Source organism: Catelliglobosispora koreensis DSM 44566 (assembly GCF_000379685.1).
GTDB classification, from domain to species: Bacteria; Actinomycetota; Actinomycetes; order Mycobacteriales; family Micromonosporaceae; genus Catelliglobosispora; species Catelliglobosispora koreensis.
Genome location: NZ_KB903249.1, coordinates 985,432 through 1,010,593 on the forward strand (window position 1 = coordinate 985,432; position 25,162 = coordinate 1,010,593).

23 protein-coding genes are annotated in these 25,162 nt (G+C 65.5%); 15 read left to right on the forward strand and 8 right to left on the reverse strand.

Annotated features, from left to right (window positions below; all coding sequences use genetic code 11):
- Positions 1 to 2: 2 nt before the first annotated feature.
- Genes A3E1_RS0104525 through A3E1_RS0104575 form a run of 11 tightly spaced genes read left to right on the forward strand, consistent with a single transcriptional unit; the run spans position 3 to position 11,177 of the window.
- Complete coding sequence (locus tag A3E1_RS0104525; protein WP_020519552.1) at positions 3 to 1,208, forward strand: beta-ketoacyl-[acyl-carrier-protein] synthase family protein; 1,206 nt, start codon at positions 3 to 5, stop codon at positions 1,206 to 1,208.
- Complete coding sequence (locus A3E1_RS0104530) at positions 1,205 to 2,257, forward strand: beta-ketoacyl synthase N-terminal-like domain-containing protein (RefSeq protein WP_020519553.1); 1,053 nt, start codon at positions 1,205 to 1,207, stop codon at positions 2,255 to 2,257. The genes A3E1_RS0104525 and A3E1_RS0104530 overlap by 4 nt, the downstream gene beginning before the upstream one ends.
- Positions 2,235 to 3,326, forward strand: a complete 1,092-nt coding sequence (locus A3E1_RS0104535; RefSeq protein WP_020519554.1) for a beta-ketoacyl synthase N-terminal-like domain-containing protein — start codon at positions 2,235 to 2,237, stop codon at positions 3,324 to 3,326. The genes A3E1_RS0104530 and A3E1_RS0104535 overlap by 23 nt, the downstream gene beginning before the upstream one ends.
- The gene (locus A3E1_RS0104540; RefSeq protein ID WP_020519555.1) at positions 3,323 to 4,015 is read left to right on the forward strand and encodes a beta-ketoacyl synthase N-terminal-like domain-containing protein; all 693 of its coding nucleotides are present in this window, start codon (positions 3,323 to 3,325) and stop codon (positions 4,013 to 4,015) included. The genes A3E1_RS0104535 and A3E1_RS0104540 overlap by 4 nt, the downstream gene beginning before the upstream one ends.
- Entirely contained in the window at positions 4,012 to 4,803 is a 792-nt protein-coding gene (locus tag A3E1_RS0104545) for an alpha/beta fold hydrolase (protein WP_020519556.1), read from the forward strand. Before A3E1_RS0104540 ends, A3E1_RS0104545 begins: the two co-directional genes overlap by 4 nt.
- The gene (locus A3E1_RS0104550; RefSeq protein ID WP_020519557.1) at positions 4,800 to 5,732 is read left to right on the forward strand and encodes a thioesterase family protein; all 933 of its coding nucleotides are present in this window, start codon (positions 4,800 to 4,802) and stop codon (positions 5,730 to 5,732) included. Before A3E1_RS0104545 ends, A3E1_RS0104550 begins: the two co-directional genes overlap by 4 nt.
- Positions 5,722 to 6,420: a 2-hydroxychromene-2-carboxylate isomerase gene (locus tag A3E1_RS0104555; RefSeq protein WP_020519558.1), complete on the forward strand. Its 699-nt coding sequence runs from the start codon at positions 5,722 to 5,724 to the stop codon at positions 6,418 to 6,420. Before A3E1_RS0104550 ends, A3E1_RS0104555 begins: the two co-directional genes overlap by 11 nt.
- Complete coding sequence (locus A3E1_RS0104560) at positions 6,420 to 7,154, forward strand: class II aldolase/adducin family protein (protein WP_020519559.1); 735 nt, start codon at positions 6,420 to 6,422, stop codon at positions 7,152 to 7,154. The genes A3E1_RS0104555 and A3E1_RS0104560 overlap by 1 nt, the downstream gene beginning before the upstream one ends.
- The gene (locus tag A3E1_RS0104565) at positions 7,151 to 8,620 is read left to right on the forward strand and encodes an AMP-binding protein (RefSeq protein ID WP_020519560.1); all 1,470 of its coding nucleotides are present in this window, start codon (positions 7,151 to 7,153) and stop codon (positions 8,618 to 8,620) included. The genes A3E1_RS0104560 and A3E1_RS0104565 overlap by 4 nt, the downstream gene beginning before the upstream one ends.
- Positions 8,617 to 9,858 (forward strand): cytochrome P450, encoded by a 1,242-nt coding sequence (locus A3E1_RS0104570; protein WP_020519561.1) that lies wholly within the window; start codon positions 8,617 to 8,619, stop codon positions 9,856 to 9,858. The genes A3E1_RS0104565 and A3E1_RS0104570 overlap by 4 nt, the downstream gene beginning before the upstream one ends.
- Positions 9,858 to 11,177, forward strand: coding sequence for an LLM class flavin-dependent oxidoreductase (locus A3E1_RS0104575; RefSeq protein ID WP_020519562.1), 1,320 nt, complete (start codon positions 9,858 to 9,860; stop codon positions 11,175 to 11,177). Before A3E1_RS0104570 ends, A3E1_RS0104575 begins: the two co-directional genes overlap by 1 nt.
- Here the strand turns inward: A3E1_RS0104575 and A3E1_RS0104580 are convergent.
- The 4 genes from A3E1_RS0104580 to A3E1_RS0104595 all read right to left on the reverse strand — a co-directional run bounded on the left by A3E1_RS0104580 (position 11,174) and on the right by A3E1_RS0104595 (position 17,485).
- A complete protein-coding gene (locus A3E1_RS0104580) occupies positions 11,174 to 12,214 on the reverse strand; it encodes an LLM class F420-dependent oxidoreductase (RefSeq protein WP_026208081.1) in 1,041 nt (346 codons plus the stop codon). The genes A3E1_RS0104575 and A3E1_RS0104580 overlap by 4 nt on opposite strands.
- 35 nt (positions 12,215 to 12,249) lie before the next feature.
- A complete protein-coding gene (locus A3E1_RS38900) occupies positions 12,250 to 12,720 on the reverse strand; it encodes an Hcp family type VI secretion system effector (RefSeq protein WP_083929358.1) in 471 nt (156 codons plus the stop codon).
- A gap of 26 nt (positions 12,721 to 12,746) precedes the next feature.
- Positions 12,747 to 17,069 carry a discoidin domain-containing protein gene (locus tag A3E1_RS0104590; protein WP_020519565.1) on the reverse strand — a complete coding sequence of 1,441 codons (4,323 nt, stop codon included), beginning with the start codon at positions 17,067 to 17,069 and terminating at the stop codon, positions 12,747 to 12,749.
- 140 nt (positions 17,070 to 17,209) lie between these two features.
- On the reverse strand, positions 17,210 to 17,485 hold the full coding sequence (locus A3E1_RS0104595) for a DUF6582 domain-containing protein (protein ID WP_020519566.1): 276 nt from the start codon (positions 17,483 to 17,485) through the stop codon (positions 17,210 to 17,212).
- A gap of 88 nt (positions 17,486 to 17,573) precedes the next feature.
- On the opposite strand from A3E1_RS0104595, the gene A3E1_RS0104600 reads away from it, so the two are divergent.
- From A3E1_RS0104600 to lexA, 4 genes are all read left to right on the forward strand, one after another.
- On the forward strand, positions 17,574 to 17,786 hold the full coding sequence (locus A3E1_RS0104600; RefSeq protein WP_020519567.1) for a heavy-metal-associated domain-containing protein: 213 nt from the start codon (positions 17,574 to 17,576) through the stop codon (positions 17,784 to 17,786).
- Positions 17,783 to 18,703 (forward strand): hypothetical protein, encoded by a 921-nt coding sequence (locus A3E1_RS0104605; RefSeq protein ID WP_020519568.1) that lies wholly within the window; start codon positions 17,783 to 17,785, stop codon positions 18,701 to 18,703. The genes A3E1_RS0104600 and A3E1_RS0104605 overlap by 4 nt, the downstream gene beginning before the upstream one ends.
- 14 nt (positions 18,704 to 18,717) lie before the next feature.
- A complete protein-coding gene (locus tag A3E1_RS0104610) occupies positions 18,718 to 20,922 on the forward strand; it encodes a heavy metal translocating P-type ATPase (protein WP_020519569.1) in 2,205 nt (734 codons plus the stop codon).
- A gap of 669 nt (positions 20,923 to 21,591) precedes the next feature.
- A complete protein-coding gene (lexA, locus tag A3E1_RS0104615; RefSeq protein ID WP_020519570.1) occupies positions 21,592 to 22,221 on the forward strand; it encodes a transcriptional repressor LexA in 630 nt (209 codons plus the stop codon).
- Here the strand turns inward: lexA and A3E1_RS0104620 are convergent.
- The 4 genes from A3E1_RS0104620 to A3E1_RS0104635 all read right to left on the reverse strand — a co-directional run bounded on the left by A3E1_RS0104620 (position 22,201) and on the right by A3E1_RS0104635 (position 25,129).
- A complete protein-coding gene (locus A3E1_RS0104620) occupies positions 22,201 to 22,428 on the reverse strand; it encodes a heavy-metal-associated domain-containing protein (protein WP_020519571.1) in 228 nt (75 codons plus the stop codon). The genes lexA and A3E1_RS0104620 overlap by 21 nt on opposite strands.
- Entirely contained in the window at positions 22,425 to 23,459 is a 1,035-nt protein-coding gene (locus tag A3E1_RS0104625; RefSeq protein ID WP_020519572.1) for a sulfite exporter TauE/SafE family protein, read from the reverse strand. The genes A3E1_RS0104620 and A3E1_RS0104625 overlap by 4 nt, the downstream gene beginning before the upstream one ends.
- A 64-nt stretch (positions 23,460 to 23,523) precedes the next feature.
- Positions 23,524 to 24,057 (reverse strand): hypothetical protein, encoded by a 534-nt coding sequence (locus tag A3E1_RS0104630; RefSeq protein WP_020519573.1) that lies wholly within the window; start codon positions 24,055 to 24,057, stop codon positions 23,524 to 23,526.
- 37 nt (positions 24,058 to 24,094) lie between these two features.
- Positions 24,095 to 25,129 carry a helix-turn-helix domain-containing protein gene (locus A3E1_RS0104635; protein WP_211215850.1) on the reverse strand — a complete coding sequence of 345 codons (1,035 nt, stop codon included), beginning with the start codon at positions 25,127 to 25,129 and terminating at the stop codon, positions 24,095 to 24,097.
- Between the last annotated feature and the right edge of the window lie 33 nt (positions 25,130 to 25,162).

A 25,162-nucleotide genomic window follows, 5' to 3' on the forward strand; every position in this document is an offset into this window, starting at 1 on the left:
TCATGACTCGCGTCGCAGTCACCGGCCTGGGACCGGTGTCGAGTATCGGCACCGGTGCCGAGGCGTTCGCGGCGGCTCTGCTCGCCGGCGCGTCCGGTATTTCGCAGATCCAAAGCTTCGATTCGAGCGGCTTTCCGCATCGCAATGGCGGCGAGGTGCGCGACTTCGATCCGGCACGGTGGCTGCGGCGTCTTGACCCGCAGCGGTGGGGCAGATCCAGCCAATTCGCGGCAGCCGCCGCACGGCTGGCTGCCGACGATGCCGGTCTGGACCTCGACAGCCTCGACCGTGGCCGCGCCCACGCGGTGCTCGGCACGACGAGCGGGGAATCCGTTGTGGCAGAAGCGCTCACGGCGCAGATTCTGGCCAGCGGATTTCCCGGCATGGTCCCGGAACTCATCGAGCAACTGCCAGCGGGCCGGCTGGCCCACGCCGTCAGCGAAGAGCTCGGCCTGCACGGCGAATCGCTGACCCTGGCGACCGCCTGCTCGGCGAGTAACTACGCCATTGGTTACGCCTACGACTTGCTGGTCACCGGTGAAGCCGACGTCGTGTTCGCCGGGGGCGCGGATTCGGTATGCCGCTGGGCACACGCGGGCTTCTTCAAACTCGGCGCCCTCACCGAAACCGCCTGTGCGCCCTTCGACCGGGACCGCTCAGGCATCCTCACGGGCGAAGGCGGAGCCGTGCTCGTCATGGAAACCTTCGAGCACGCTCAGCGCCGCAACGCCCGCATCTACGCCGAAGTCCTCGGCTACGGCATCAACTGCGACGCCAAGCACCCGGTCGCACCAGACCGCGAAAGCATCTCCCAGTGCATGCGCATCGCACACCGCTCCGCCGACATCAAACCCGAAGAAGTCGACTACATCTGTGCCCACGGCACCGGCACCCCAGCCAACGACCTCACCGAAGCCCGTGCGGTCATTGAGGTTTTCGGCGACAACCCGCCGCCCATGAGCTCCATCAAGTCAATGATCGGGCACACCATGGGCGCGGCCAGTGGCTTTGGCGCCATCGCCTCGGCGATCGCCATCGACCGTGGCTTCCTGCCGCCCACCATCAACTGGCAAAACGCCGACCCGGAACTGTCCGGTGTGGACCCCATCCCCAACGTCGCCCGGCGCGCCACCGTGCGGGTCGTGCAGAACAACGGTTTCGCCTTCGGCGGCAACAACGCCATCGTCATGCTGGGAGCGGTGCGGTGAGCACACTTTTCATCTCCGGCTTCGCCTCGATCAGCTCAGCCGGAATGCGGGCCGGTGCGCTAGCTGAACGGGTAAGCAGCGGGCAGGCCCACCCGGGCGTGCCCGTCGGCTCCCTCTACGAAGCCGAGCTTCCCGCCGCCGACGGTCACGCCCTGACCGACTTCGACGTCAAAACCCACCTGGGCCGCAAGGGAACCAGCTTCTACGACCGTGCGACCGCGCTAGCCGTCGTCGCCTGCGGTGAGGCACTGGCCAACGCGCACATCGAAATTGACGAAGAAACCCGCCCCCGCATCGGCATCGCCCTGGGCACCACGCTGGGCAGCTTCAAGTCCACCAGCGACTTCAGCATGGAAACGCTGGTGCAGCCCAAGCCCTACCTGGTCAACCCGGTGCTGTTTCCCAACACCGTCATGAACTGCGCCGCCGGGCAGGCCGCGATCCGCTACGGCCTGCGCGGCGCCAACGCCACCATCACCGGCGGGCCCATGGCCTTCCTCAACGCCTTGCGTTACGCCGGAAACGCCATCAATCGCGGGTACGCCGACACCATGCTCGTAGGAGCCGTCGAGGAGTTCACCCCGCACCGCGCGTGGATGACCGCACTATCCGGCAAGGTCCCGCACCCGGCCGGGGAAGCCGTGGCCGTTTTCGCCGTCAGCACAGTGCGCATGGCCCCGGTCGCCGAAGTCCTTGCCATCGCCAACGGTTACGGCCCAGGCGGTCAGGGCAGTGAGGCCCTCGCCGGATGCGTGCAGCGCGTCTTGCGTAAAGCACACGCGAGCGCTGGCGACATCCGGCTGCACGCCATCACCCGTGAGGCTGAAAGCGGCGCACTCGCCGGCACGAAAATCTTCCGCGCCGCACAGCACTTCGGTGACTGCGGTGCCGCCACGGGAGCCATCGCCCTGGCCAGTGTCCTTGAACTACACGAGGCCGAGCCTGCCCGCGACGGTGAGCTCACCTTGCTGACGGCGAGCACGGACGATGGCGCCGTGGGCGCGGCAATCATCCGGGGGTGGAGTCGTGGCGGCGCTGATCGCGGCTAGCAGTCTGCTCACGTGCCTCGGCGACGGCGAGCGAACCTTCGCCAGTCTCCTCAAAGGAATCACCGGTGTCGGCCCCCTGCGCCATCCTGTGCCCGGACCGATCAATGTCAACGCTGGCTATCACATCCCCGGCCGTTCCATGGACGGCTATGCCGGTGACCTGCTTTCCGGCTGTGTGACCCAGGCCCTGGCCGACGCCCGGCTCGACCTGGCTGAACACCGGGTCGTCGCCATCGTGGGCACCGGACTGCGGGAGCTCGCCGCCGTCGAGCAGGGTAACCTGACCGACCCGGAACGGCTCCACTTCGGACAGAGCGTGCCAGGCATCGCTGAGGTGATGACGATCGCCAACGCGTGCAGCGCCGGAGGGCACGCTCTGGCCCTGGCCCAGGACATGGTGGAGACCGGGGAGGCAGACGCTGTCGTCGTCGGCGCCGCCGACGTCATGACCGCCTCGATGCTGGCGATGATCGGCCGGGTCGCCGAGCAGCCATCAGACCAAGTCCGTCCCTTCGACAAAGACCGCCCCGGCGTGCTGCTCGGTGAAGGCGCCGCGGCGGTGGTCGTCGTGGGGGAGAACTGGGCCGGGCCGAAACTCGCCAAGCTTCTCTACACCGGGCTGTCCTGCGACGCGTTCCACGAAACAGCACCGGACATCAACGGGATCTGCCGTGCCATCGACGAAGCCTATGCCCGAAGTGGACGGCACCCACGCGACACCGACCTCGTGCTCGCCCATGGCACCGGCACCGCGCTCAACGACCCCACCGAGTGCGAAGCCCTGCGCCGCAGCGTCATCGCCTACGGCGGCAACCCGCTCATCACCGGCATCAAAGGCGCGGTCGGCCACATGTCAGGCGGGGCCGCGCTAGCCAATGTGGACGTCGCCCTGCGCTGCATGTCCGGCGGGGAAGTGCCAGCGGTGGCCGGGCTGCGCGAGGTGCTGCCCGAAGGAGCCGACCTGAACATCGTCAAAGACGCCCCAGCGACCCACGCGCCAAAGCTCATACAGCTCAACGCTTTCGGCTTCGGCGGCGTCAACGCGGTCACCCTGCTGGAGTCAGCATGAAGCCAATAACGGTCACCGGGTGGAGTGTGCATCTGCCCGGCACGGATGGGGCCTGCCCACCCGAGCAAGCCAACACCCTGCTCGGGCGCAAAGGCCTGCTCATGAAGGAACCGGCCACGAGGCTCGCGCTGTGCGCGGTGCACCGCGCGCTAAACATGGGCACCGGTGAACGCAAGGACGGCCCGGCCGACCCAGGCACGGCGGTCGTCGCCAGCAGCAACCTCGGCAACGTCGAAACCGTCGTGGACGTGGTCGCCACGGTCGCGGCCGATGGCGGCAAAGCCGTCAGCCCGATGGTCGCCCCCAACGCTTCCAGCAACGTCTTGTCCGGCACCGTCGCGCAATGGTTCAAATTCGGCGGCCCCAACCTCATGCTCTGCTCCGGGCGCGACAGCGGCGCACACGCCCTGCGGCTCGGTGCCCTGCTTTTGCGATCAGGGCGGGCTAACCGGGTCATCGTCGTGGGCGCTGAGCCCTCTGATCCCGTGGCCGACCGGCTTTACGCCAAACCGCTACGGGCCGGTGCGGCCTGCCTCGTCCTGGAACACAGCGACCACGGCGTCAGCTTCAGCCAGGCCCGCGAACACGCCCGCGGCATTGCCCAAACCTGGGGCGATTGCTATGGCGCCCAAGACATCATCAGCGTCGCGCTAGCTGTCAGCGCACTGCACCAGGAGCAGCCGGCGTGACCGGGCTGGCCTGCCGCGAGCTGGCCCCGGGACAACCCGGAGGCCGGCTTGCCGTGCTCGCCCACGGTCTCGAAGACTCGTGGGAAAGCTGGCTGCCGCTGGCCAAGCAGATCAGTCCACAATGGAGACTGGTCGCCCTCGATCTGCCGTGGCGTCCCGGCAACGACTACCAATGGCGGCGCCGCTCTTCCAGCGCCCTGCTCGCCGACGCCCTCGACCTGGTGGGCCAGCGACCCGACCTGATCATCGCCCACTCCTACGGCGCCAACGCTCTGCTCGAACTGCTGAGCATCGGCGACCCGCGCACCAGCCAGGCAGCGGCCCTGATCTGCCCGCTGTACCGGCCGCCAGAAGTGGCGGTCACCTGGAAGATCTTTGACCGGTCCCGCAGTGCCTTCGAAAAGCACATCAAGGACTCACTGCTCTCCCGCTTGTCCGGGCGGGCAGAACGCATCGGCGCCGATGTCGTGGAAAACATGATTGGCAAGGCGATCGACCGGGTGGGCCCGGCCGGTTTCCTCGCCGTCTTCGACCAGTTCGTCTCCAGTGCGGCGGTGGCGCTGGGCGAAATATCAGCCTCGGTGCTGGTGCTGGCCGGCGGCGCCGACCCCACCCTGTCGCCCCAGGCGGCAACCTCACTGGCACGGCGTATCCCGCACGCCAGTTTGCTCATCGACGACGAGTACGACCATTTCTGTTACGTCCAGCGGCCCGGCGAGGTCGCGGATCGAATCATCCGGTTCGCCGACGCGCTGGCGCCCGTCCCTTATCAAAGGAGCGGCCCGTGACCCACATTTTGCAGCCTGTGACGACTGTTTTGGAAAGCCGCCCCCGTTACGAGGGCGCCAACATTCGCACCTGGGTCGGCTTCAAGCATTTTATGTATTTAGTCGAGGAGGCTGTCCTCGCCTGGTTGCGTGACAACGGTGCCGGTGCCCGGGAGCTGTTTCACGATTATGGCCTCGGCGCCGAGATCGTGGACTGTTCGGTCCAGTTGCCCGCCGTGCTTGAGGTTGACGACCTGGTGCGCGCTGAAGTGATCACAGCCAAGGGCAGGCAGCTGCAAGTGCGGCTGCTGGTGACCCGTGAGGGTGCCGAAGTCGTGGCCCTGCGCGGAAAAGTCACCCTCAACCTCGTGCCCGAACGCGACGCCCCGGCGCACCGGCCCGCCCCGTCGGCTCTGGCGGCGTACGAGGTAACCGAACTGCACGACGGCACCGCCCGTGACCTTCAGATCCCCGCGGGTTTCAGTGTTGAGCAAGTGCTGGTGCCCCATGGCTGCACAGGCATGCTGTGGTCGTGGCGGGCACCATACTTCTACTGCCACTTCTCCGACCGGGTGCAGCACTCAGGTTTCACCCGCTGCCTGGAAGAGGTCGTCGACCGGTTCCTCGACAGCCGTGGCCTGGCCGTCGGGCGGATGCTGGCACAACGCTCCTGGATCCCCGTCGTCTCGCGGGCACGGGTGCGCATGCTCGCCCCAGCTCACATGGAAGAGACGATCCACACCACCTTCCGGGTCACCGACGTGTTGCGGGCCACCATGTTCGACGGCCAGATGGACTGCTATGTCCAACGTGGACAGACGCTGTTCCATGTCGCGACGGCCACCATCTTGCACGGCTACGCCATCAGCCGCGGACCCGAAGCGGGCAACCTGGCCGAACTGGACGCCGAGGTAAGCCGGATATTGCTAGGAGACGGCAGTGGCGCGTAAACCTCTCAAGCCGCCGAAGCTGTACTTCTCGTTCCGCAGCCCGTATAGCTGGCTCACCATGCGCCGGCTGCGCGCGGCCGTGCCCAACGTCCTGGAAACCTTTGACGTCTACCCCTACTGGGATCCCGATCAGCGCACGAGCCGTGAACTCGCCGAGGCTGGCGGGGAATTCCACTACGCGCAGATGAGCCGGGCCAAGCACCTCTACATCCTCATGGACACCAAACGCCTGGCGCAGGCCGAAGGCGTACCCATGGCCTGGCCCATTGACGTGGACCCGTTCTGGGAGCTGCCGCACCTGGGCTGGCTGCGCGCGCGTGCGGCGGGCAAAGCCAACGAGTTCTACGACGCCGTCATCGAGGCCCGCTGGGGCCGCGGTGAGAACATCTGCGAGCCCGAAGTCCTGACCGGCTGCGCCGAGCAGGCCGGCCTCGACCCGGTGTCCATTGTGGACGCTCACCTCGACGATGCCATCCGCAAGGAAGGCACCGGATGTCTCTACCAGGCTTACCTTGACGACATCTTCGCCGTGCCCTACCTCAAATGGGGCCAGCACCGGTTCTGGGGTCTGGACCGAGTCGACGCGTTCCTGCGCGTCTTCCAGGCCGACGACGAAACACCAGCGGTGCAGCCGCCGGCGAAACCCGAGACCGCCTACGACACCGATCAGGCTGGAGGCTGCGGATAATGGACGTCGACCTTCGTCACCCGGAACGACTGCACCGCATGCAGCGCCTCGCGGCGTCCCTGCGCCTGTTCGCCGAACTGGGCTACGACGAGGGGGCCGGAGGACACATCACCGCCCGGGACCCGGAGCGGCTGGACTGCTTCTGGATCAACCCCTTCGGCCGGTACTTCGGCCACGTGCGCACGTCGGATCTGCTCCTGGTCAACAGCGACGGCGACATCGTCTATGGCCGGGGGCGGATCAATCCCGCTGGTTTCACCATCCACGCCCACGTCCACGAAGCACGGCCAGATGTCGTCACCGCGGTGCACACGCATTCGGTGCACGGCCGTGCCTTCTCGGCCCTAGGCACCCTGCTGGATCCGATCAACCAGGACGCCTGCGCCTTCTTCGAAGACCATGCCCTGTTTGACGACTACACCGGCGTGGTGCTCGACCACGAGGAAGGCCGCCGGATCGCCAAAGCACTCGGCCCGGCCAAGGCGGTCATTCTGCGCAACCACGGCTTGCTGACCGTAGGCGCATCGGTAGAGGAGGCGACATGGTGGTTCGTGGCCATGGACCGGTGCTGCCAGGTCCAGCTTCTGGCCCAGGCGGCCGGAAAAACGATACCCATCGACCCGGACAGCGCCCGGACAACCCGAGACACCATCGGCACTCCGGGAATCGGCCGGTTCAACTTCAAGACGATGTACCAGGGAATCATCCGCCGTCACCCGGATCTGCTCGAATGATCACCATGTTGCGGGCCCAGCTGGCCAGCAATCCTGACGCGATCGCGCTGGCTGACCACAGCGGCGCCCTCACCTGGCAGGAATTGGCCAGCCGGGCGGCCGCCTGGCGCAGCACGCTAGCCACGGCAGGCCTCAAAACCGGTGACACCGTTGGCATTTTGCTGACCAACCGCCGCGAAGTCTTCGAGGTGCTGCTGGGCTGCCTGCACAGCGGCATCACCGTCGTGCCCATCAACACACATCTCACCGAACCCGAAGTCGCCTATATCCTCAAGGACTCCGGCGCTTCCGCGCTCGTGACCGACCGCACCGACATCACCGGCCTTCCCATCTTCGACCCGGCCAAACCGGTGCAGGGCAAGGACCCCGGCGAGCCCGTGTGCGGACAGCTGATGGTCTACACCTCCGGCACCACCGGCGCGCCCAAGGGCGTCCTCAATGGACTGTTCACGCTGGGCGATCCGTTTGACCGCATCGAGCGCATGCTGAACTACGCGGGCCGTTTACTCGACGTGCCTAACGATGGCCGCGTGCTGCTCGTCGGGCCGTGGTATCACTCGGCACAGCTGTTCTTCGCCCTGATGTCGCTGCTTCGCGGCTCGACGCTGATCGTGCGTGAGCGCTTTGACGCCGAGCCGATCCTCACGGTCCTGCAACAGGAACGCATCACGCACTGCCACCTGGTGCCGACACAGTTCGTGCGGTTCCTGCGGCTGCCAAGCGCGGTAAAGGAAAGCTTCGACCCCAGCGCCCTGCGCACCATCTGGCACGGTGGCGCGGCCTGCCCGCAAGACGTCAAACGCCTCATGATCGAGTGGTGGGGGCCGGTCATTACCGAGTACTACGGTGCCAGCGAAGGTGGCGCGGTAACGCTTATCAGCGCTGAAGAGTGGGTCAAGCGTCCCGGCAGCGTCGGCCGCCCGATCCCGCCCAACGACATCCTCATCGTCGACGAGGACGGCAACGAACTCGGCCCGAACCAAACCGGCCGTGTCTACATGCGACGGCCCGGCCGCGGCTTTCAGTACCACAACGCCGAAGACAAAACCCGCGCCGCACACTTGCGGCCAGGCGTGTTCACCTACGGCGAGATCGGCCACGTCGATACCGACGGGTACTTATTCCTCACCGGCCGGGCACAGGACATGATCATCAGTGGTGGGGTCAACGTCTACCCCGCCGAGGTGGAAGCGGTGTTGTTACGCCACCCGGCTGTCCGTGACGCCGCCGTCATCGGCACCCCCGACGACGAGTTCGGCGAACGCGTCGCCGCCGTGGTGGAGCTGGAGTCCCCGGTGCCGTTCAGCGAACTGGACGTGCACTGCCGCTCCTCGCTCGCCGGGTTCAAGGTGCCACGGCAATACCGGGTCGTCGACAGCCTCACGCGGGAAAGCACCGGCAAAATCCGCAAAGACCTGCTGCGCGATCTCCTGGCGGCCCATCCAGAAGAGGGCACAGGCGCATGAACGATTTCATCGCTGATCCGGCCACCTACGCCAAAGGTGTTCCCCACGAACACTTCGCCGGGCTGCGCGCGGCCGGTGGCGTCACGTGGACGGACGAACCGGCTCTGTGGCGGCACAGCGCCGTCGGGCGCACCTTGCAGCGCGGCACCGGTTTCTGGGCCGTCACCGCGCACGACGCGATCATCGAGGCGTCGCGGCGGCCGGAAGACTTCTCCTCAGCGGCCAAAGGCGCGTTCCTGGTTGACCCGCGCACCGTCGCCGATCTAAACACCGCCCGCCAGCTGCTCGTCAACATGGATGCCCCGCAACACTCCCGCATCCGCAAACTGGTCACGTCGGTGTTCACCCCACGGGCGATGCGCGAGCTATCCGAAAGCGTTCACCAGCACGCGGCTCAGATCGTCGAGCGCGCGATGGCGGCCGGAACCTTTGACGGCGTAACGGATCTGGCCGCCGAGTTGCCCCTGCTCGTCCTGTCAGATCTGCTGGGCATGCCACGCGAAGACCGTCACCTGCTCTACCGGTGGAGCAACAACCTCGTCGGCTTCGACGATCCCGAATACGGCGGCGGCGACATCGAGGCCTACCGTGCCACCTTCGGTGAAGCCTTCAAATACGCCCTAGGCATAGCCTTTGAGCGCCGGGAGAATCCCCGCGACGACCTCATCAGCCTGCTGGCCAACGCGCAGGTGGACGGAAAACGTTTGGCAGACCGGGAATTCTGCCAGTTCTGGCTGCTGCTCGTGGTCGCCGGCAACGAGACGACCCGCCATCTGATCTCCAACTCGGTCCAGATGCTCCTTGCCGACCCAGCTTTGCAGACGGCACTTGGCGACAGCCCGGTCAACCTCGCCGTGGAAGAGTTCATCCGTGCCGTCACACCCATCATGCAATTCCGGCGGACCGCCACGCGTGATGTCACCCTGGCCGGGCAGCACATCGCCTCCGGCGACAAGGTCGTGCTCTACTACGTCTCGGGCAACCGTGACAAAGCCGTGTTCGATGAACCCGACACGATCAACTTGCGCCGCGATCCCAACCCGCACCTGAGCTTTGGCATTGGCCCGCACTTCTGTCTCGGCGCGCACCTGGCCCGCATGGAAGCCGCGGCGATGCTGCAAGCGTTGCGGCCACACCTTTCCCGGCTGCGGCACGCGGGCCCGGTCGTCCGGCTGGAGTCCAATTTCGTCAACGGCATCAAAGCGATGCCATTGCACGTTGAGGGGAGCCCCCACTAATGCATCTCAACGTCTTCACCGAGTGCTCGCCGTCGCCGCAGTTCGTCGGCATGTGGCGCTCGCCAGATGACCGCACCGCCACCGGCTACCGGTCGCTGGACTACTGGACGAAGATCGCCCGCCAGCTCGAACAGGCGTGTGTGGACGCTCTCTTCTTCGCCGACATCCACGGCACCTATGACGTCTACAAGGGATCGTGGGCCACGGCAGTCAAGCACGGCGTGCAGATCCCGTCGATCGACCCGGTGCTCGTCGTGGCCGCGCTCGCCGCGGCAACCCGCGACCTGGGCTTCGCGGTCACCTACTCGACCACCTATCACCAGCCCTACGAGTGCGCCCGGCTGTTCTCCTCTTTGGACCATCTCACCAACGGCCGCATCGCCTGGAACATCGTCACGTCCTACCTGCGCTCGGCTGAGGGCTGCGGGCTAGGGGAGTATCTAGACCACGACCAGCGTTACGACCGTGCCGACGAATACCTCAGTGTCGTACGCGCCTTGTGGGACAACAGCTGGGAAGACGACGCCGTCATCCGTGACGCCGAAGCTGACATCTTCGCCGACCCAGCCAAGGTGCACGAAATCAACCATGTGGGCCAATGGTTCACTGTCCGCGGGCCGCACCAATGCGAGCCCTCGCCACAGCGCACACCCGTGCTCTACCAGGCAGGCGCCTCAGGACGCGGCATGACCTTCGCCGCGACACACGCCGAAGTGGTATTCCTGACGATGTCCGACCCCGAAGCGGGCGCCAAGCAGGTCGCGGCACTGCGGCAACGGGCCGCCGAGGTGGGCCGGGATCCAGCGAGCCTCAAAGCCTTGCAGGGCACCATGGTGATGGTCGGGCCGACGAAAGAAGAAGCCCGCGCCCGAGCACAGGCCTATAACAAAATGTGGAGCGCCGAAGGACAGCTCGCCAAATGGTGCGGCTGGATGGATGTCGACCTCGCGGCGTACCCGGAAGAAACACCGGTCAGCGAAGTGAAAAACCAGGGAAGCCAATCGTTTATCGGCTTCCTGCGCGGCCTAAGCCCAGACCGGGACTGGACCGTCGGCGACGTGAAATACCTCGTCTCCCGGCCGCGGCGTGCCCGGGCCGACGCTCCGGTAACGCTTTACGGCACCCCGGAACAGGTCGCCGACCGCGTCGAGCAGTGGCTCGAAGTCGCCAAAGTCGATGGCTTCAACCTGATCCCATGCCCGCCGTCGAGCGGCATCACCGACATCTGCGAGCTGCTGATCCCAGAACTGCAACGCCGCGGCCTGTTCCGCAAGTCCTACGACGGCGAGCAAACCTTGCGCCAGCGTTACTTCGGCTAGCCGGCCAGATCGCGGATCTGCTCGATGAGCTGAACCCGCGCCTCGTGCGTTCGCGCGACCGGCACCACGTTGAGCGTGGTGACCCCGGCTTGCGCGAACGCGGCGATGCGTTCCTTGACCCACGACGCTGGGCCGATGAGTGTGGTCCCGTCGACCAGCTCGTCGGGAATCGCCGCGGCAGCCTCATCTTTGCGGCCCGCCAAGTAGAGCTCCTGGATGTTCGCGGCGGCCTGCTCGAAGCCATAACGCTGCGCCAGCGAGTTGTAGAAGTTGCGGCCAGGCGCGCCCATGCCACCGATGTAGAGCGCGAGTTCGGGCCGTGCCAAACGCCGCAGTGGCGCCGCATCCTCACCGATGGCCAGCATGACGTTGACGATGGTGTCGAGCCTGCCCAGCTCGGGTGCGCGCTTGGCGGTGCCGCTGGCCAGCGGCTCGCCCCACACCTGCATAGCCCGCTCCGGGTAGAAGAACGCGGGCTGCCATGCTTCGGCCAGCTCCGCCGCGAGCTCCACGTTGCGGGGACCAATGGCGGCCAGGCTAATCGGAATCCGCTCGCGCACCGGCTTGTTGATGAGCTTTAGCGGCTTGCCCAAACCCGTGCCCAAGCCTTCGGCAAGCGGCACCTGATAGTGCTCGCCTTGGTAGGAAACAGGTTCGCGGCGCCACACCATGCGGCAAATGTCTATCGTCTCGCGGGTGCGCCCGAGCGGGGAATCGTAAGCCACCCCGTGGAAGCCCTCAATGACCTGCGGCCCAGACGCTCCGAGCCCGAGAGTGAAGCGGCCACCGGACACGTAGTCCAAGCCGGCCGCCGTCATCGCGATCAGCGTTGGGGTGCGGGTGTAAAGCTGCATCACACCTGAGGCGATGCCGAGCCGCTGCGTGCTCGCCGCGATGTAACCGAGCTGGCTCACCGCGTCGAACGTGTAGGCCTCGGCGACGAAAACGACGTCGAGGCCCGCTTTCTCATAGTCGGCCAGTGCTTTGACCGCCTGGGTGAAGCCGCCGCTGTAGGCCAGGGGAATCCCGATTCTCATCGACGACATGCTATCAAGGCGGCGTCCAAAAAGGACTAGCCGAGCGTGACCTCGTCGAAGTGAAGACTTACCGCTTCCGTGCCGCCATTGGTGTGATAGGAGGAAATGAGGACATCCTTCATCGTGATGATGAGGTACGGAGTCTGTCCCGGGCCCGGCTTTTCCACCGACAGCACGGCTTGGACGTAGTGCTTGCCCTGCACGATGCCCTGGAACAGCAGCGGGCTCGCGACATCAGGCTTCTTCGTCAGGTGCAGATCCTGGAACACGACCTTGCCGGTGGCGCCACCACCGCCGGTGCCATCGTCGCCAACCCGGGTGGCGCCGAAGGAGAACGAGTCGATGACGATCTCACGCGGGTGCTTAGCGTCGGTGGACCCGCCGGGAATCTCGGCGATCAGCAAGAAGATCTCAGGCGGAACGGCAGCGGCCACCGCTGGTGTGCCAGTGATAGCAACGGCGGTGGCCACAAAGGCGACGGCCAGGGCACGAATAATTGATCTCATGCCCTGGCCAACGATCAAGGCGCGATTTAGCCGCCGTTGATCACAAACTGAGTGCCAGGCTGGCGGACGATGTCTCCGTCAGCGGAATTGGTGATGACCACATTGGTGAGCGTGGCGCTGCCTTGCGCGCCACTCATGGCCAGAATGCCGGCACCGTTATTGGATTTGTCGATGCGAACATTCGTAATCGTCGCGGTGACGACACCACCGCCGGTCTTGAACTGGATCCCGTCGTAGGTGGAGTCGAAGATATCCGTGTCGCGGATGACGACGCCTGGGATGCCGCGGCTCTGGGCGAACAACGTGATCGCCCCGAACTCCTGATCCTCGTTCCAGAACGCCCCGCCGGTGCGGTAGAGCCCATTGTTGGCGATCAGCGTCTGACCCGAGAACGGCAGTGGGTCGTGGTCGGTCGCCAGCATGATGCCGGGATAGTTCATCGTGTCGTAGATGAGGTTGTTTTCAATCTTGTTGCCGTAGCCGCCGTAGATGGCGATGCCGTTGGCCCGCCACACGAGCTGAATCGTGTTGTTGGCGAACCGGTTGTCGTGCCCGATGTCGACGGAGGTGTCCTTGACGTACTGACTGGCCCAAACCGCCAGGGCGTCATCGCCGGTGGTGCGGAACGACGAGTTGAACACGGTCGAGTTGCGGGTGCCGTTGGCGAAGTTGATGCCGTCGGCATAGGTGTTGCGAATCCGCATGCCGCTGAACATGACGCCATCACCGGGGCCCCACAGTTCGGGGATGTTGGTGAAGTCGCGCCCGGCCCATACACCCACGTTGGCGTGCTCGATCCACACGTTCGAAATCGTTGTCCCGACGCCGAACCGGCCGTTGAGGCCAACGCCGCCTTCGGCATTGCCGTCACCGCCACGGATGCGGCCAGAACCGAAGATGGCGATGTCGGAGATGACGGTGTTCTTGTCGATGTCGAAACCGAAGTTGCCCTCATGCGGATGGTTGATCATCCCGGGTGCCTGGTGCGGCTGGATGAGGCTGTAAAGCTGCGAGTGCCACATCCCAGCCCCGCGAATGGTCACGTTGCTGATGCCAACCTGGTTGTGGGTGCCGCGGTTGAGCGGGTCATCGGTCAGGATCTTCTTTTCCTGCCGCCACTGTCCGGCCGGGATCCACACGCAGTTGATGACACCGTTCTGGTCATCGGTCACGGCACGCTGGATCGCGTCCGTGTCTTCAAGACCATCATTTGGTACCGCGCCATAGGCCGTAATCGACGTGCAGTTCGATGGCTGCGTCAAAGCCGGGGCAACCTGCTCCAGGTCAATGAAATCGATGATGTAGAACGACGCGTCGTCCCCGGCATCGCGTTGCAGCTTGAACTTGGTGCCCTGCGGATAGGACTGCGAGAGCAGGGCGCTTGACTCGTCAAAGAGACGGCGTGCGTTGGTCTGTGGCGTGTTCGTCAAACCCTCAGGGTCGTCGGTCGTGCCGTAAAGCCAGCTGTGCTTGGACGACAACGTAAGCTTGCGGTTGAACACTCCGTTGATATACAGGCTGATCGTCGCGTCGATCCCGCCACCGCCGGCGGCGTCGGGAATTGAGTTACGCACCACGATCGAGTTGGCCGCGTTGGCGGACGTGAACTCCACGAACTGGCCTTGGCTGTTCAGGCGTACCGACGCCCGGCCCGAAGACTCGGTGCCGAAGTTGGTGTGCCCAAACGTGCGCAGGGGATCGGTAGTCAGCAGGGTGCCGTTGTGTGCGGCCGCTTCGGCTTCGTAGGACACCCACGGCACCGCCGCGCCGCGTCCGACCACAATGGACTGGCTGAGCGTGTTGTTGGTTTCATTGGTTTCTGCCACGACACCGGTCGCGTCCGCGGCCGCCACGATCGTGGCCCCACCGGAAGTGGCCGTCCACGTGCCGGAGATGGCCACGCTGACCGTCGCACCAGCGGCGATCGCTCCTGTGCTGCCATTCAAAACCGTGCTGCCAACCGTCACCCGGGTCACCGAGGCGGCCGAGGCCGTGGTGCCCCTGTTGTTGACCGACACTGTGAAGGAAACAGCTGCGCCAACAGCCGGGTTAGGCGGATTCCACGTGACACCAGCCACTTGCAGATCCGGGCCCGGAGCCTGTGCCACTACGAGCTGAATCGGTGACGTGAACGTGTTATTGGCGTTGTTCTGCTCCACCACCGTGTTCGTGGGGTCAACCACGCCCACGACACTGTAGCTGCCCATCGCGCGGGTGCCCGCGTTGAACGAGACGGTCGTTGACGCGCCAGCGTTCAGCCCGCCAACCGCCGCACTGCCCACCACCGATCCGCCGAGCACGAAGTTGACCGTCGTGCCAGGAGAAGCAGCGGTGCCAATGTTTTGCACCGTCGCCGACAGCGTGATCGCTGACGTTTCGGTGGGGGAGGCTGGGGTCCAGGAGACATTGGACACCACCAGATCCGGGTTCGGCGCTGGGGTGCCACAGACTTCCAGCTCGGCCACCTGACCCGAAGGGGCGCCAGAGTTGCTGTGGAAACGCAGCTGCACATCGGCCGTCGTGGCCGTCACCGGGATCTCCACGACATTGTTGCCCTGAACGAACTGGTACGTAGCGCCGGCCAGAACCGTGGTGTAGGAAGACGATCCCTGGTCACGCCCAAGGATCTCGATGTTTTGCGTGCGAGTTCCCCACGCGGGGTCCGGGTTCAGCTTCACCCGCACCGCGGTGACGTGGTGGTTGGCGCCAAGGGCCACAATCAAATGTTGTGGGTACCCAGCCGCGCCCTCCCAATAGGTCGACAGTTGCCCATCGTTGGCCTTCTCCGGAGTGAACGTGAACGTCGACCCACTAGCGGTCATCGTCTTGCCAGAGGCCACGTTGTTGCATCCGGGCGGCTGCGTTCCCTGCCGGGTAACGGTGTTGCTGTTGCCGGAAAGGTTCCCCGCGTTGTCGCGGGCACGCACGTAATAAGACACCGTCGCCGTGGCGGGCTGTGTGTCGTTCCACGTCGTCACGTTGCCCACCGTCTGAGCCAGCGAGCCGTTGCGGTAGATGTTGTAGCCAGCCATGCCGCTGCCACCGGCGTTGTCCGTCGACGCGCCCCAGTTCAGCGTGATCGTCGTGCCAGCGACCAGATAGGACAGTGTCCCCGGAACACCCGGGGGAGTCGTGTCCACTTCAGTCCCCTGCCGCGTAACGGTATTGCTGTTGCCAGACACGTTGCTGGCGTTGTCACGGGCACGCACGAAGTAAGACACCGTCGCCGTGGCGGGCTGTGTGTCGTTCCACGTCGTCACGTTGCCCACCGTCTGAGCCAGCGAGCCGTTGCGGTAGATGTCGTAACCGGCCATGCCGCTGCCACCGGCGTTGTCCGTCGACGCGCCCCAGTTCAGCGTGATCGTCGTGCCGGACACCGAATAAGACAGAGTCCCGGGAACGCTCGGTGGCGTCGTATCGACCGGGCCACCCGCCCCATAGACCTCAAGTTCCGACAACTGACCGGCAGGCCACGCGCTGTTGGCGGTGATGTTGATCCGCACATAACGAGCTGACGTCGCCGTGAACGTGATGGCGACCGAGTTGCCCGCGACCGCCGGGTCGAACGTGTACGTGGCGGACGCCTTCAAGTCGGTAAACGACGTTCCGTTGGTGCTGCCCTGCACGGACAGCGTTTGCGTGCGGCTGCCCCAGCCGGAGGCGGGCAGCTTCAGCACGACCCGGTCGACGCTCACCGCCGCGCCCAGGTCGACCTGTGCCCACTCGGGGAACGAGTTGTTGACGCTCTCCCAGTACGTGCCCTGGTTTCCGTCGACGATGCGGTCCGCGCCGTAGACGTCAGCGTGACCACTTTCCGTTGTGGGGCGTCCGAGCGCGAGGTTGCCCGAAGGCGTGCCAGCTGCGTAAATCTCCAATTCGGACAGCTGCGCGGCTTGCCAGCCGGTGTTGGCCGTGATGTTGACGCGCACGAAGCGCGTTGCCGCCGCGGGGAAGTTGATGGTGACCGTGTTGGCGCTGCCGGGTGCGAAGGAGTAGCTGGCGGAAGCCACGATCGGGGTGAAGGAGGAGCCGGTCGCACTGCCCTGAATGGACAGTGTCTGGGAGCGGGCGCCCCAGCCAGCGGGCAGTTTCAGCACGACCTGGTCGATGCTGGTGCTGGTGCCGAGGTCGACCTGAGCCCATTGCGGGAAGGCGTTGTTGGCACTTTCCCAATAGGACGAGGCGTTGCCGTCGTTGAGGTTGCCGGGGGTGTAGGGGCCGTTGGAGGTGCTCGCCGATACGGGCTTGCCGGGCGACAGATTGGGCCCGCCCGCGGCCTGCGCGGGGGCTACCAGCCCATATGTCGTCACAAGCGCGGCCGCGAACAAGGCCAGGGTCGTTCGTCTCATCGCTGTCCTGTCACTGGGGGACGGTTAAGGAACAGGTGGGCGGCGAGCGGGACCGACCTACAGGGCCTCTCGGCCCTGCCAAACTTTCATTGAATTGTCGAAATATTGCGTTAACTTGTCAACTGGTACTCGCAACTGTTTCATTCGGGCTTGCCGAGTTCGTGCCAGCTGGCCTCGCTCACCTCGACATCGAAGTGTTCGGCCGCTTTCTTGATGTTGGCGAACGCCTGGTCGCGTTCGGCGTCGGTCACGTCCTCGACCTGGTCGAACCGTGCTAGCGCGTTGCGCACATGCGAGGCGTCCGTGAGTGGTTCCTTGCGCTTCTTCGGGAACGCGAAGATCTCGTCCGGCAGATTCGACCGGTTGGTGAGTTCACCGTGGCGTTCCCGGGCGGGTGGTTTCCACGTTGTCTTCATGCCGGTCCCGTACCCGCCGGATGGGGCCGAAAACCTGCGGCCGCCGTCACACTTGATACCCCTGGGGGGTAGGGGTAGGGTGAGCGTTATGACGACGAAGACCTACACCGTTTCCGGAATGACCTGCGGCCACTGCGTGAACTCCGTTACCACCGAGATCAGCAAGCTCACGGGCGTGCGCGGGGTGAACATCGACCTCGCCTCAGGGACGGTTACCGTCGACAGTGAACAGGCCCTAGACGACGCGGCCATCGCGTCAGCTGTCGACGAGGCCGGATATCGGGTGGTGACAACGGTATGAAGACACCTGTCAAGCTCAGCCTCTTCGGGCTGGGCCTGGTAGCGATCTTCGCGGCGGCGTGGGGCGCCGGCACACTCGCCGGTCCCTTCGCCCCCGCCACGCAACCGCAAGCGCACGGCGACGAACACGGCGGCGACAGTGCCGCTCCAGCCGTGCCCGGCGGACTGCAGATCGCCCAGGACGGCTACCGTCTCGAGGTCGTCACGCCAACATTGTCCACAACGGACAGTCAGCCGTTCCGGTTCAAAGTGCTTGACCCAGACGGAAAAGCGCTGACCTCCTATACCCGTGCGCACGAGAAGGATCTGCACCTGATCGTCGCCCGCCGTGACCTGACCGGGTTCCAGCACGTGCACCCGGTGCTCGCGCCTGACGGCACGTGGGAAGTGCCGCTGCGCGCCGGGCAACCGGGCCCATACCGCGTTTTCGCCGACTTTCAGCCCACGGGACGCGACAGCGGCCTGATCCTGGGCGCCGACGTCAACGCGCCCGGCGACTACCAGCCGCAACCACCCGCACAGGTGACCCGCGAAGCCAAGGTCGATGACTACACCGTCACCATCGACGGCGACCTCGTTGCGGGCACCTCCTCCAAACTCACGCTCACGGTCACTAAAGCCGGAGCGCCAGTAACGGATCTGGAGCCCTATCTCGGCGCCTTTGGGCACCTGGTCGCCCTGCGCGACGGTGATCTGGCCTACCTGCACGTGCACCCGGAAGAGACCACGAAAGCCGGACCGCAGATCGTGTTCTACGCCGAAGTGCCGAGCGCGGGAACATACGGACTGTTCCTGGACTTCCAGCATCAGGGAACGGTCCGCACAGCCCAGTTCACCGCCACCACCAACGGCGTTACGGTGCCGGTGGCTCCCACCGCCACCCCTAGCCCGCACGGCTCACCCGGCCACGGCCACTGAAGGGAGGAAGAGTCATGACAACAACAGCACCAAAGCAAATCGAACTCGCCATCGGCGGCATGACTTGTGCCTCCTGCGCCATGCGCATCGAGAAGAAGCTCAACAAACTCGACGGAGTCGTCGCGACCGTCAACTACGCCACCGAGAAGGCCACCGTCTCCTACCCGGAAACGGTGACCCCACAAGACCTCGTCTCCACGGTCGAGGCCACCGGCTACACCGCCGCGTTGCCCGCTGCGAAAGCCGAAACCACCGAAGAGCCATCAGATCCCTTGCGTACCAGGCTGATCGTCGCGATCGTGCTATCGGTTCCGGTCATCGTGCTCGCGATGGTTCCCGCCCTGCAATTCCCCAACTGGCAATGGCTATCGCTAACACTGGCCGCACCGGTGGTCGTCTACGGCGGCTTGCCCTTCCACAAAGCGGCGTGGGCCAACCTGCGCCACGGGGCGGCCACGATGGACACGCTCATCTCCCTTGGTACCCTCGCCGCTTTTGGATGGTCTTTGTGGGCCTTGTTCTTCGGCACCGCGGGCGTCACGGGCATGAAGCACCCCTTCAGCCTCGCCATCGAGCGCAGTGACGGAGCGGGCAACCTCTACCTTGAGGTCGCGGCCGGGGTCACCATGTTCATCTTGGCCGGGCGCTACTTCGAGTCCCGTTCCAAGCGCCGCGCCGGTGCCGCCCTGCGGGCGCTGCTGGAGCTGGGCGCCAAAGAGGTCGCGGTGCTTCGCAACGGAGCCGAGACCCGCATTCCGGTCGAGCAGCTAGCCGTCGGCGACCTGTTCGTCATCCGCCCCGGCGAAAAGGTTGCCACCGACGGCATCATCACCGAAGGAACGTCGGCCGTGGACAACTCCATGGTCACCGGTGAATCCGTCCCAGTCGACGTCAAACCGGGCGACCGCGTCGTCGGCGCGACCGTCAACGTCAGCGGCCGGCTCATCGTGCGGGCCGAACGCGTTGGCGCTGATACACAACTGGCCCAGATGGCCAAGCTCGTGGAACAAGCCCAGTCGGGCAAGGCCGCGGTGCAACGCCTGGCCGACAAGATCTCCGCGGTGTTCGTGCCCATCGTCATCGCTCTGGCCGTTGCCACCCTTGGATTTTGGCTTGGTACGCAAAGCGGCGTCGCCGCCGCGTTCACCGCCGCCGTCGCGGTCCTCATCATCGCCTGCCCCTGTGCGCTAGGGCTCGCGACACCGACCGCACTGCTCGTCGGCACCGGCCGCGGAGCGCAGATGGGCATCCTCATCAAAGGCCCTGAAGTGCTCGAGTCAACCCGTGCCGTGGACACCATCGTGCTGGACAAGACCGGCACCGTGACCACCGGGCAGATGACGCTGGTGGACGTCTTCCCGGCTTCGGCACGCGACGAGGCACTTCGCCTCGCAGGCGCCCTAGAAGCGGCATCCGAGCACCCGGTCGCACGGGCGATCGCTTTAGCCGCCGCGTCAACCGCAGCGGTTACGGATTTCTCCAATGTGGAGGGTTTGGGCGTCACCGGCATCGTCGACAGCAAGAAGGTCGTTGTCGGGCGCCCACAGTTGTTCAGCGATCAGGGTTTGACCGTCTCGGCAGCCCTCGCTGAAGCACAGCAAGCCGCACAAGCCAAGGGACACACGGCAGTGCTGGCCGGCTGGGACGGCGAAGTGCGAGCCGTGCTATCCGTGGCCGACGCGGTCAAGCCCACCAGCAAGGCAGCCGTGCAAGCGCTCAAGGACCTGGGCCTGACCCCGATCCTGCTCACCGGCGACAACGCGACGGTCGCGCGCACCATCGCCGAAGAGGTTGGCATCAGCGAAGTCATCGCCGAAGTCCTGCCACAGGACAAAGTGGAGGTCGTCAAACGCCTTCAGGGCGAAGGAAAAGTCGTCGCGATGGCCGGAGACGGCGTCAACGACGCGGCCGCCCTCGCCCAGGCCGACCTCGGCCTCGCCATGGGCACCGGCACCGACGTCGCCATCGAAGCCTCCGACCTGACGCTCGTGCGCGGAGACCTCACCGCGGCGGTGGACGCCATCCGCCTGTCGCGGCGGACCCTGAGCACCATCAAGGGCAACCTGTTCTGGGCGTTCGCCTACAACGTGGCCGCCATTCCACTGGCCGCTACCGGGCTGCTCAACCCCATGATCGCCGGCGCGGCCATGGCCCTGTCATCCGTGTTCGTTGTATCCAACAGCTTGCGCTTGCGCCGTTTCCGTTCGGTCACCACTTAACTGGCGACTATCCGGAGGCAGGTGAACGTGCCTGCGATGGCGCGGCTCGAGGCTATGACGCCTCCAGCCGCGCCATCTCATTCTTGTTGGCCCTGTTGACTTTCGCGGGCTTCCGCTGGCTGCGTCTGACCGCCGCCTGCCCGCCCGCCGTCCGCTGCATGCCCTGCCGCGCACCCGCTCCGCCTGCCACGCCGCCGCCCGTTGCATGCCCTGCCGCGCGCCCGCTTCAGCCCGCCACGCCGCGCCCGTCGGCATGCGCGCGCGATGGTAGTCACGCCGCCGGGCCTGGGTTCATGTGTAGTCGCGAAGTGCGTATGGTTGGTGCCCGCATACATGGGGGCATGTCATCCGCCTAGTCGCATAGTCCTTACCGCAGGCCAGAAAGCTGGGCCAGTCTGTGCGGGCAGCAGCAAAACGCCCGGTTGCTCCCTGCTGGCAGCTCAGCAGCCGAGCGCGCAATTCCTTGCGCTGCCCCACTGGACTGACGCAGCCCAAGCCGCCAAGAACAACAGCAACCTGACCTGCCCACAACTGCCAGCATCAATGCGCTTGCTCTGCCCTTTTCTGAGCGGGCACTGGCGTACGCACTTCGCAGAGCACCTATGACCCCCTTCGAGTTAAGCGGGCGCCTCCCGTACACCTGATCGAATATGGCGTAGGATCTGGGGCATGACGGTGCCCAGCCAGCTCAGCGCACGCCAGCAACGCATCCTTTCCGCTATCGCGCAATGGGTGCAGGAGCACGGCTATCCACCCACCGTCCGCGAGATCGGCGCGGCGGTCGGCCTGGTCTCGCCGTCGTCCGTGGCCTATCAGCTCAAAGAACTGGTGCGTAAGGGCTACGTGCGCCGCGACCCGGACCGGCCGCGCGCGGTAACTCTGGATACGTCCACAACGGACAGACCCGTTAGCAACAGAGGTTCCAAGCCGGTCTGGATTCCGCTGCTCGGCACGATCGCGGCGGGTGTGCCCATCACCGCCGAAGAGTCAATTGAGGACTACCTGCCCCTGCCGCCAGAACTGGTTGGCCAGGGCGAGCTTTTCTGTCTGCACGTCAAGGGCGACTCGATGATCGAAGCCGCCATCTGCGAAGGCGACATCGTCGTCGTGCGCCAGCAGCCGACCGCCGAAAACGGCGACATCGTCGCGGCGATGCTTGACGGTGAAGCCACCGTCAAGGTCTACCGCCGTAAAGGTGCCAAGGTCATGCTGGAGCCACGCAACCAGCACTACCAGCCGCTTGACGGCACCACCGCGACGATCCTCGGCAAAGTCGTGTCAGTCTTCAGGCGCCTGTAAAGCGGCGCCATAGCCGGTGGAGCGGATCGTTTCGGCGACTTCGGCAGGTGTGATCACGGCTGGATCTAGCCGCACGGTCGTGACCCCGGTGCGCAGGCTGGTCTGCGCATGCTCCACACCGGCAAGGTCTTCGAGCGCGTCATCGATCAGCAGGCCACAACTGGCGCAATGCATGCCCGACACGGTGAACGTGTGCTCGACGGTCATGACAGGTTCTCCACAATGGACAGTTGCCCGGTGTACATGCCCATGCCGCACGTGTAGCGCAGCTTGCCGGGCTTGAGCACACCAAGCGGGATGACGGTGTCACCGTTGACCGGCAACGTCTTCTCGATGCGCAAACTCGGGATGACGAACGCCCGGATGCATCCTTGGGCCTGCTTCGACCGCACCACAAGCACCGTGTCCACGCCAGCGACCGCCTGCTGATCGGCGGGCTCGTAGGCGTCGGTCACGGCGGTGATGGTGATCCGCTGCTGGCCGTCGGTCACGGTCGCCTGCGCCGGGGCGGGTGCGCCATCGCTGAACCAGGCGGCGATCTGACTGGCCGCCAGGGGAGAGGCGGACAATTCAAGACCGCCATTGAACGTGTAAAGCCCGGCCGCGAGCACCATCAACCCCGTCGCGGTGGCCAGCCGCTTGCGCCACGGCCCAGCAGCCCTGCGGGCACGCGCTGCGGCATAACCCAGAAGGGTGAAAAGCGGCGCGGTGCCCAGCACGAACACCAGCATCAGCGCCGCACCTTGCCAAGGCGACCCCGTCGTGACCGCCATGGCCATGACCGAAAGTGTTACGCCACACGGAATCAGCACACTCGCCAAGCCGAGCACGGCGGGAGCGAAAACGGACATCGAACGGGCCCGTCCGCGCACGAAACGTCCCCACGCGGCGGGCGGGCTAAAGGCCAGCTTGGACAATCCCGGGACGCCGAGCTGAGCGAGCCCCATCACGATGATCAGGACACCGGCGGCCAGCTGCGCCATCGTCCGCACGTGCAGGGACAGTTGCATCACCGATCCGATGCTGCCGAGCGCGAGCCCGAGCAGCCCGTGGGACACAAGTTTTCCGGCGAGGAAGCCGCCCACCGGGGCGAGATCGTCGGTGACGCTGGAGCCTTGATCGGTGCCGGTGCGCTGCCGGGTGACCAGGCCGGCCAGCAGCCCACCTTGCACCGCGGCGCACGACACGCCACCGGCGAGCAAGCCGAGCAGGAGAACGGAGATGAGTTGTGCAGACACGAGTAAGCCTTTCCGAGGGTAGTAAACCAGCGATGACTATCAATGCATCGAGAGCTGGTTATCCTCAGGTCCGCATGACGCCTAGTTGAGCCAGTCGTGGCGTTCGCGCACCAAACCACCCCACGCTGACCGCTTCACGCGCTTGGGACACAAGCTCCAACACCCGCAGCGGCCGCGCGAGCACAAACAGAGCAACGGCCAAGGTGGCCAGGAAACTCAAACACGCCAGCATCGCCGCCGGCTCCTCATGCCCGCCAAACGTGCCGCCCGCAGCAATAGCGGTGCCAAGGTGCGCATCCACTTCTGCCCGAACCTTGGCGCTGCCAAGTTGCGCACCCACCTTCGCCTGACCCGGTGTGAGGCTGCTATCGGCATGCCCGGCTTCCGCCGGCTTGGCTGCAGAGGCGGGAGCAGTTGCGATGCGGCTGTCGAGCAAAGCGGCCGCGGCGAAGCCGGTGTCGGCGGAGGCGTGGTGCCCAGAGCCCGCAGCGGTGAAGGGCAGGGCGGGGGAGGCATGGCACTGCCAGCCCTGCCAGCCAGCGAGCGCGACAAGGAGCAGGGCGGCTAGCAGTAGCCGTGCTCGTCGTCGAGGTCGCATCCGAGGAGGATACCTCTTACCCCCGGGAGGTAGGAGGCTACGGCGTCACCCAGCCGAGGAACGCCGCCCGAAGACCCGCCTGAAACCGGGTTTCCGCGCCGAGACGGCGCAAAAGCGAAGCCAGGCGGCGCTGATAGGTGCGATACGACAGGCCGAGCTGACGGGCGATGACCTCATCCTGAACCCCGGTCACGAGCAACGCCAGCAGCCGTGCCTCGTCCTCGGTCGGGCGGTCAGGCGTGGAGGTCTGCTGCACGGCAAACGGAAGCGCCTGGGCCCAAAGGCTTTCGAACAACGCGCACAGCGCCTCCAGCAAACCCGAGCGGTGCACGAGAATCATCGAGGCGATCGTCGATGGTGCGACCTGTAGCGGGATCAGCGCGTACCGGTCGTCGAAGATGACCAGTTTCGTGGGCGCGTTGGTAATGACCCGAGCCTGCTCACCCAGAGCGGCGCTGCGCTCGATATCAAGATGCCAGTCGGTCATGACATCAATGCCCGAGGTGTCATAGATGATGCGGTACTTCACGCCACGCCCGAGCAATTCCGTCTCCGTGTGCGTGCTTTCCGGCGTCTTGGCCGACACCGTGTACGGCGGCTTGTCGATGCCCCGGACCTCCTGGCGGGTCCCGCGCTGAAGCTGCTCCCACCGTTGCCGCAACGCCGGGATCCCCGTGACGATCTCGACCAGCTCCGCCGGATCACGCTGCATGGCGGCGGCCTGGAACCGGGCCGTGAGCTGCTCGGCATAACGGCGTGCCCTCTTGATCTCCTCCTCCCGTTCCAGAAGAAGCACTTCCATCGCGATGTCTGGCGATATCGCGCCATAGCGCGCCGGGCTGCCCGCCACCCGGCTCACCAGGCCACGAGACTCCAATGTTTCCAAGGCTTCCTGGAGCCGGTTCATTGGCAGGAGCACCGCGGTTCGCAGTTCGTCCACAGTGGAGGGCGACCGGTCAACGAGCCGTTCATAGACGGCCAGGGCCGCTTCATCGAGGCCGAGCGGGTTCATGCGACGAGTGTGGATTCGTGGCGGGTCCTCGTCAATGGCGAGGATCCGCCGCTGTTTCATCTTCCGTCACCTGACATTCACCTATCAGGATGC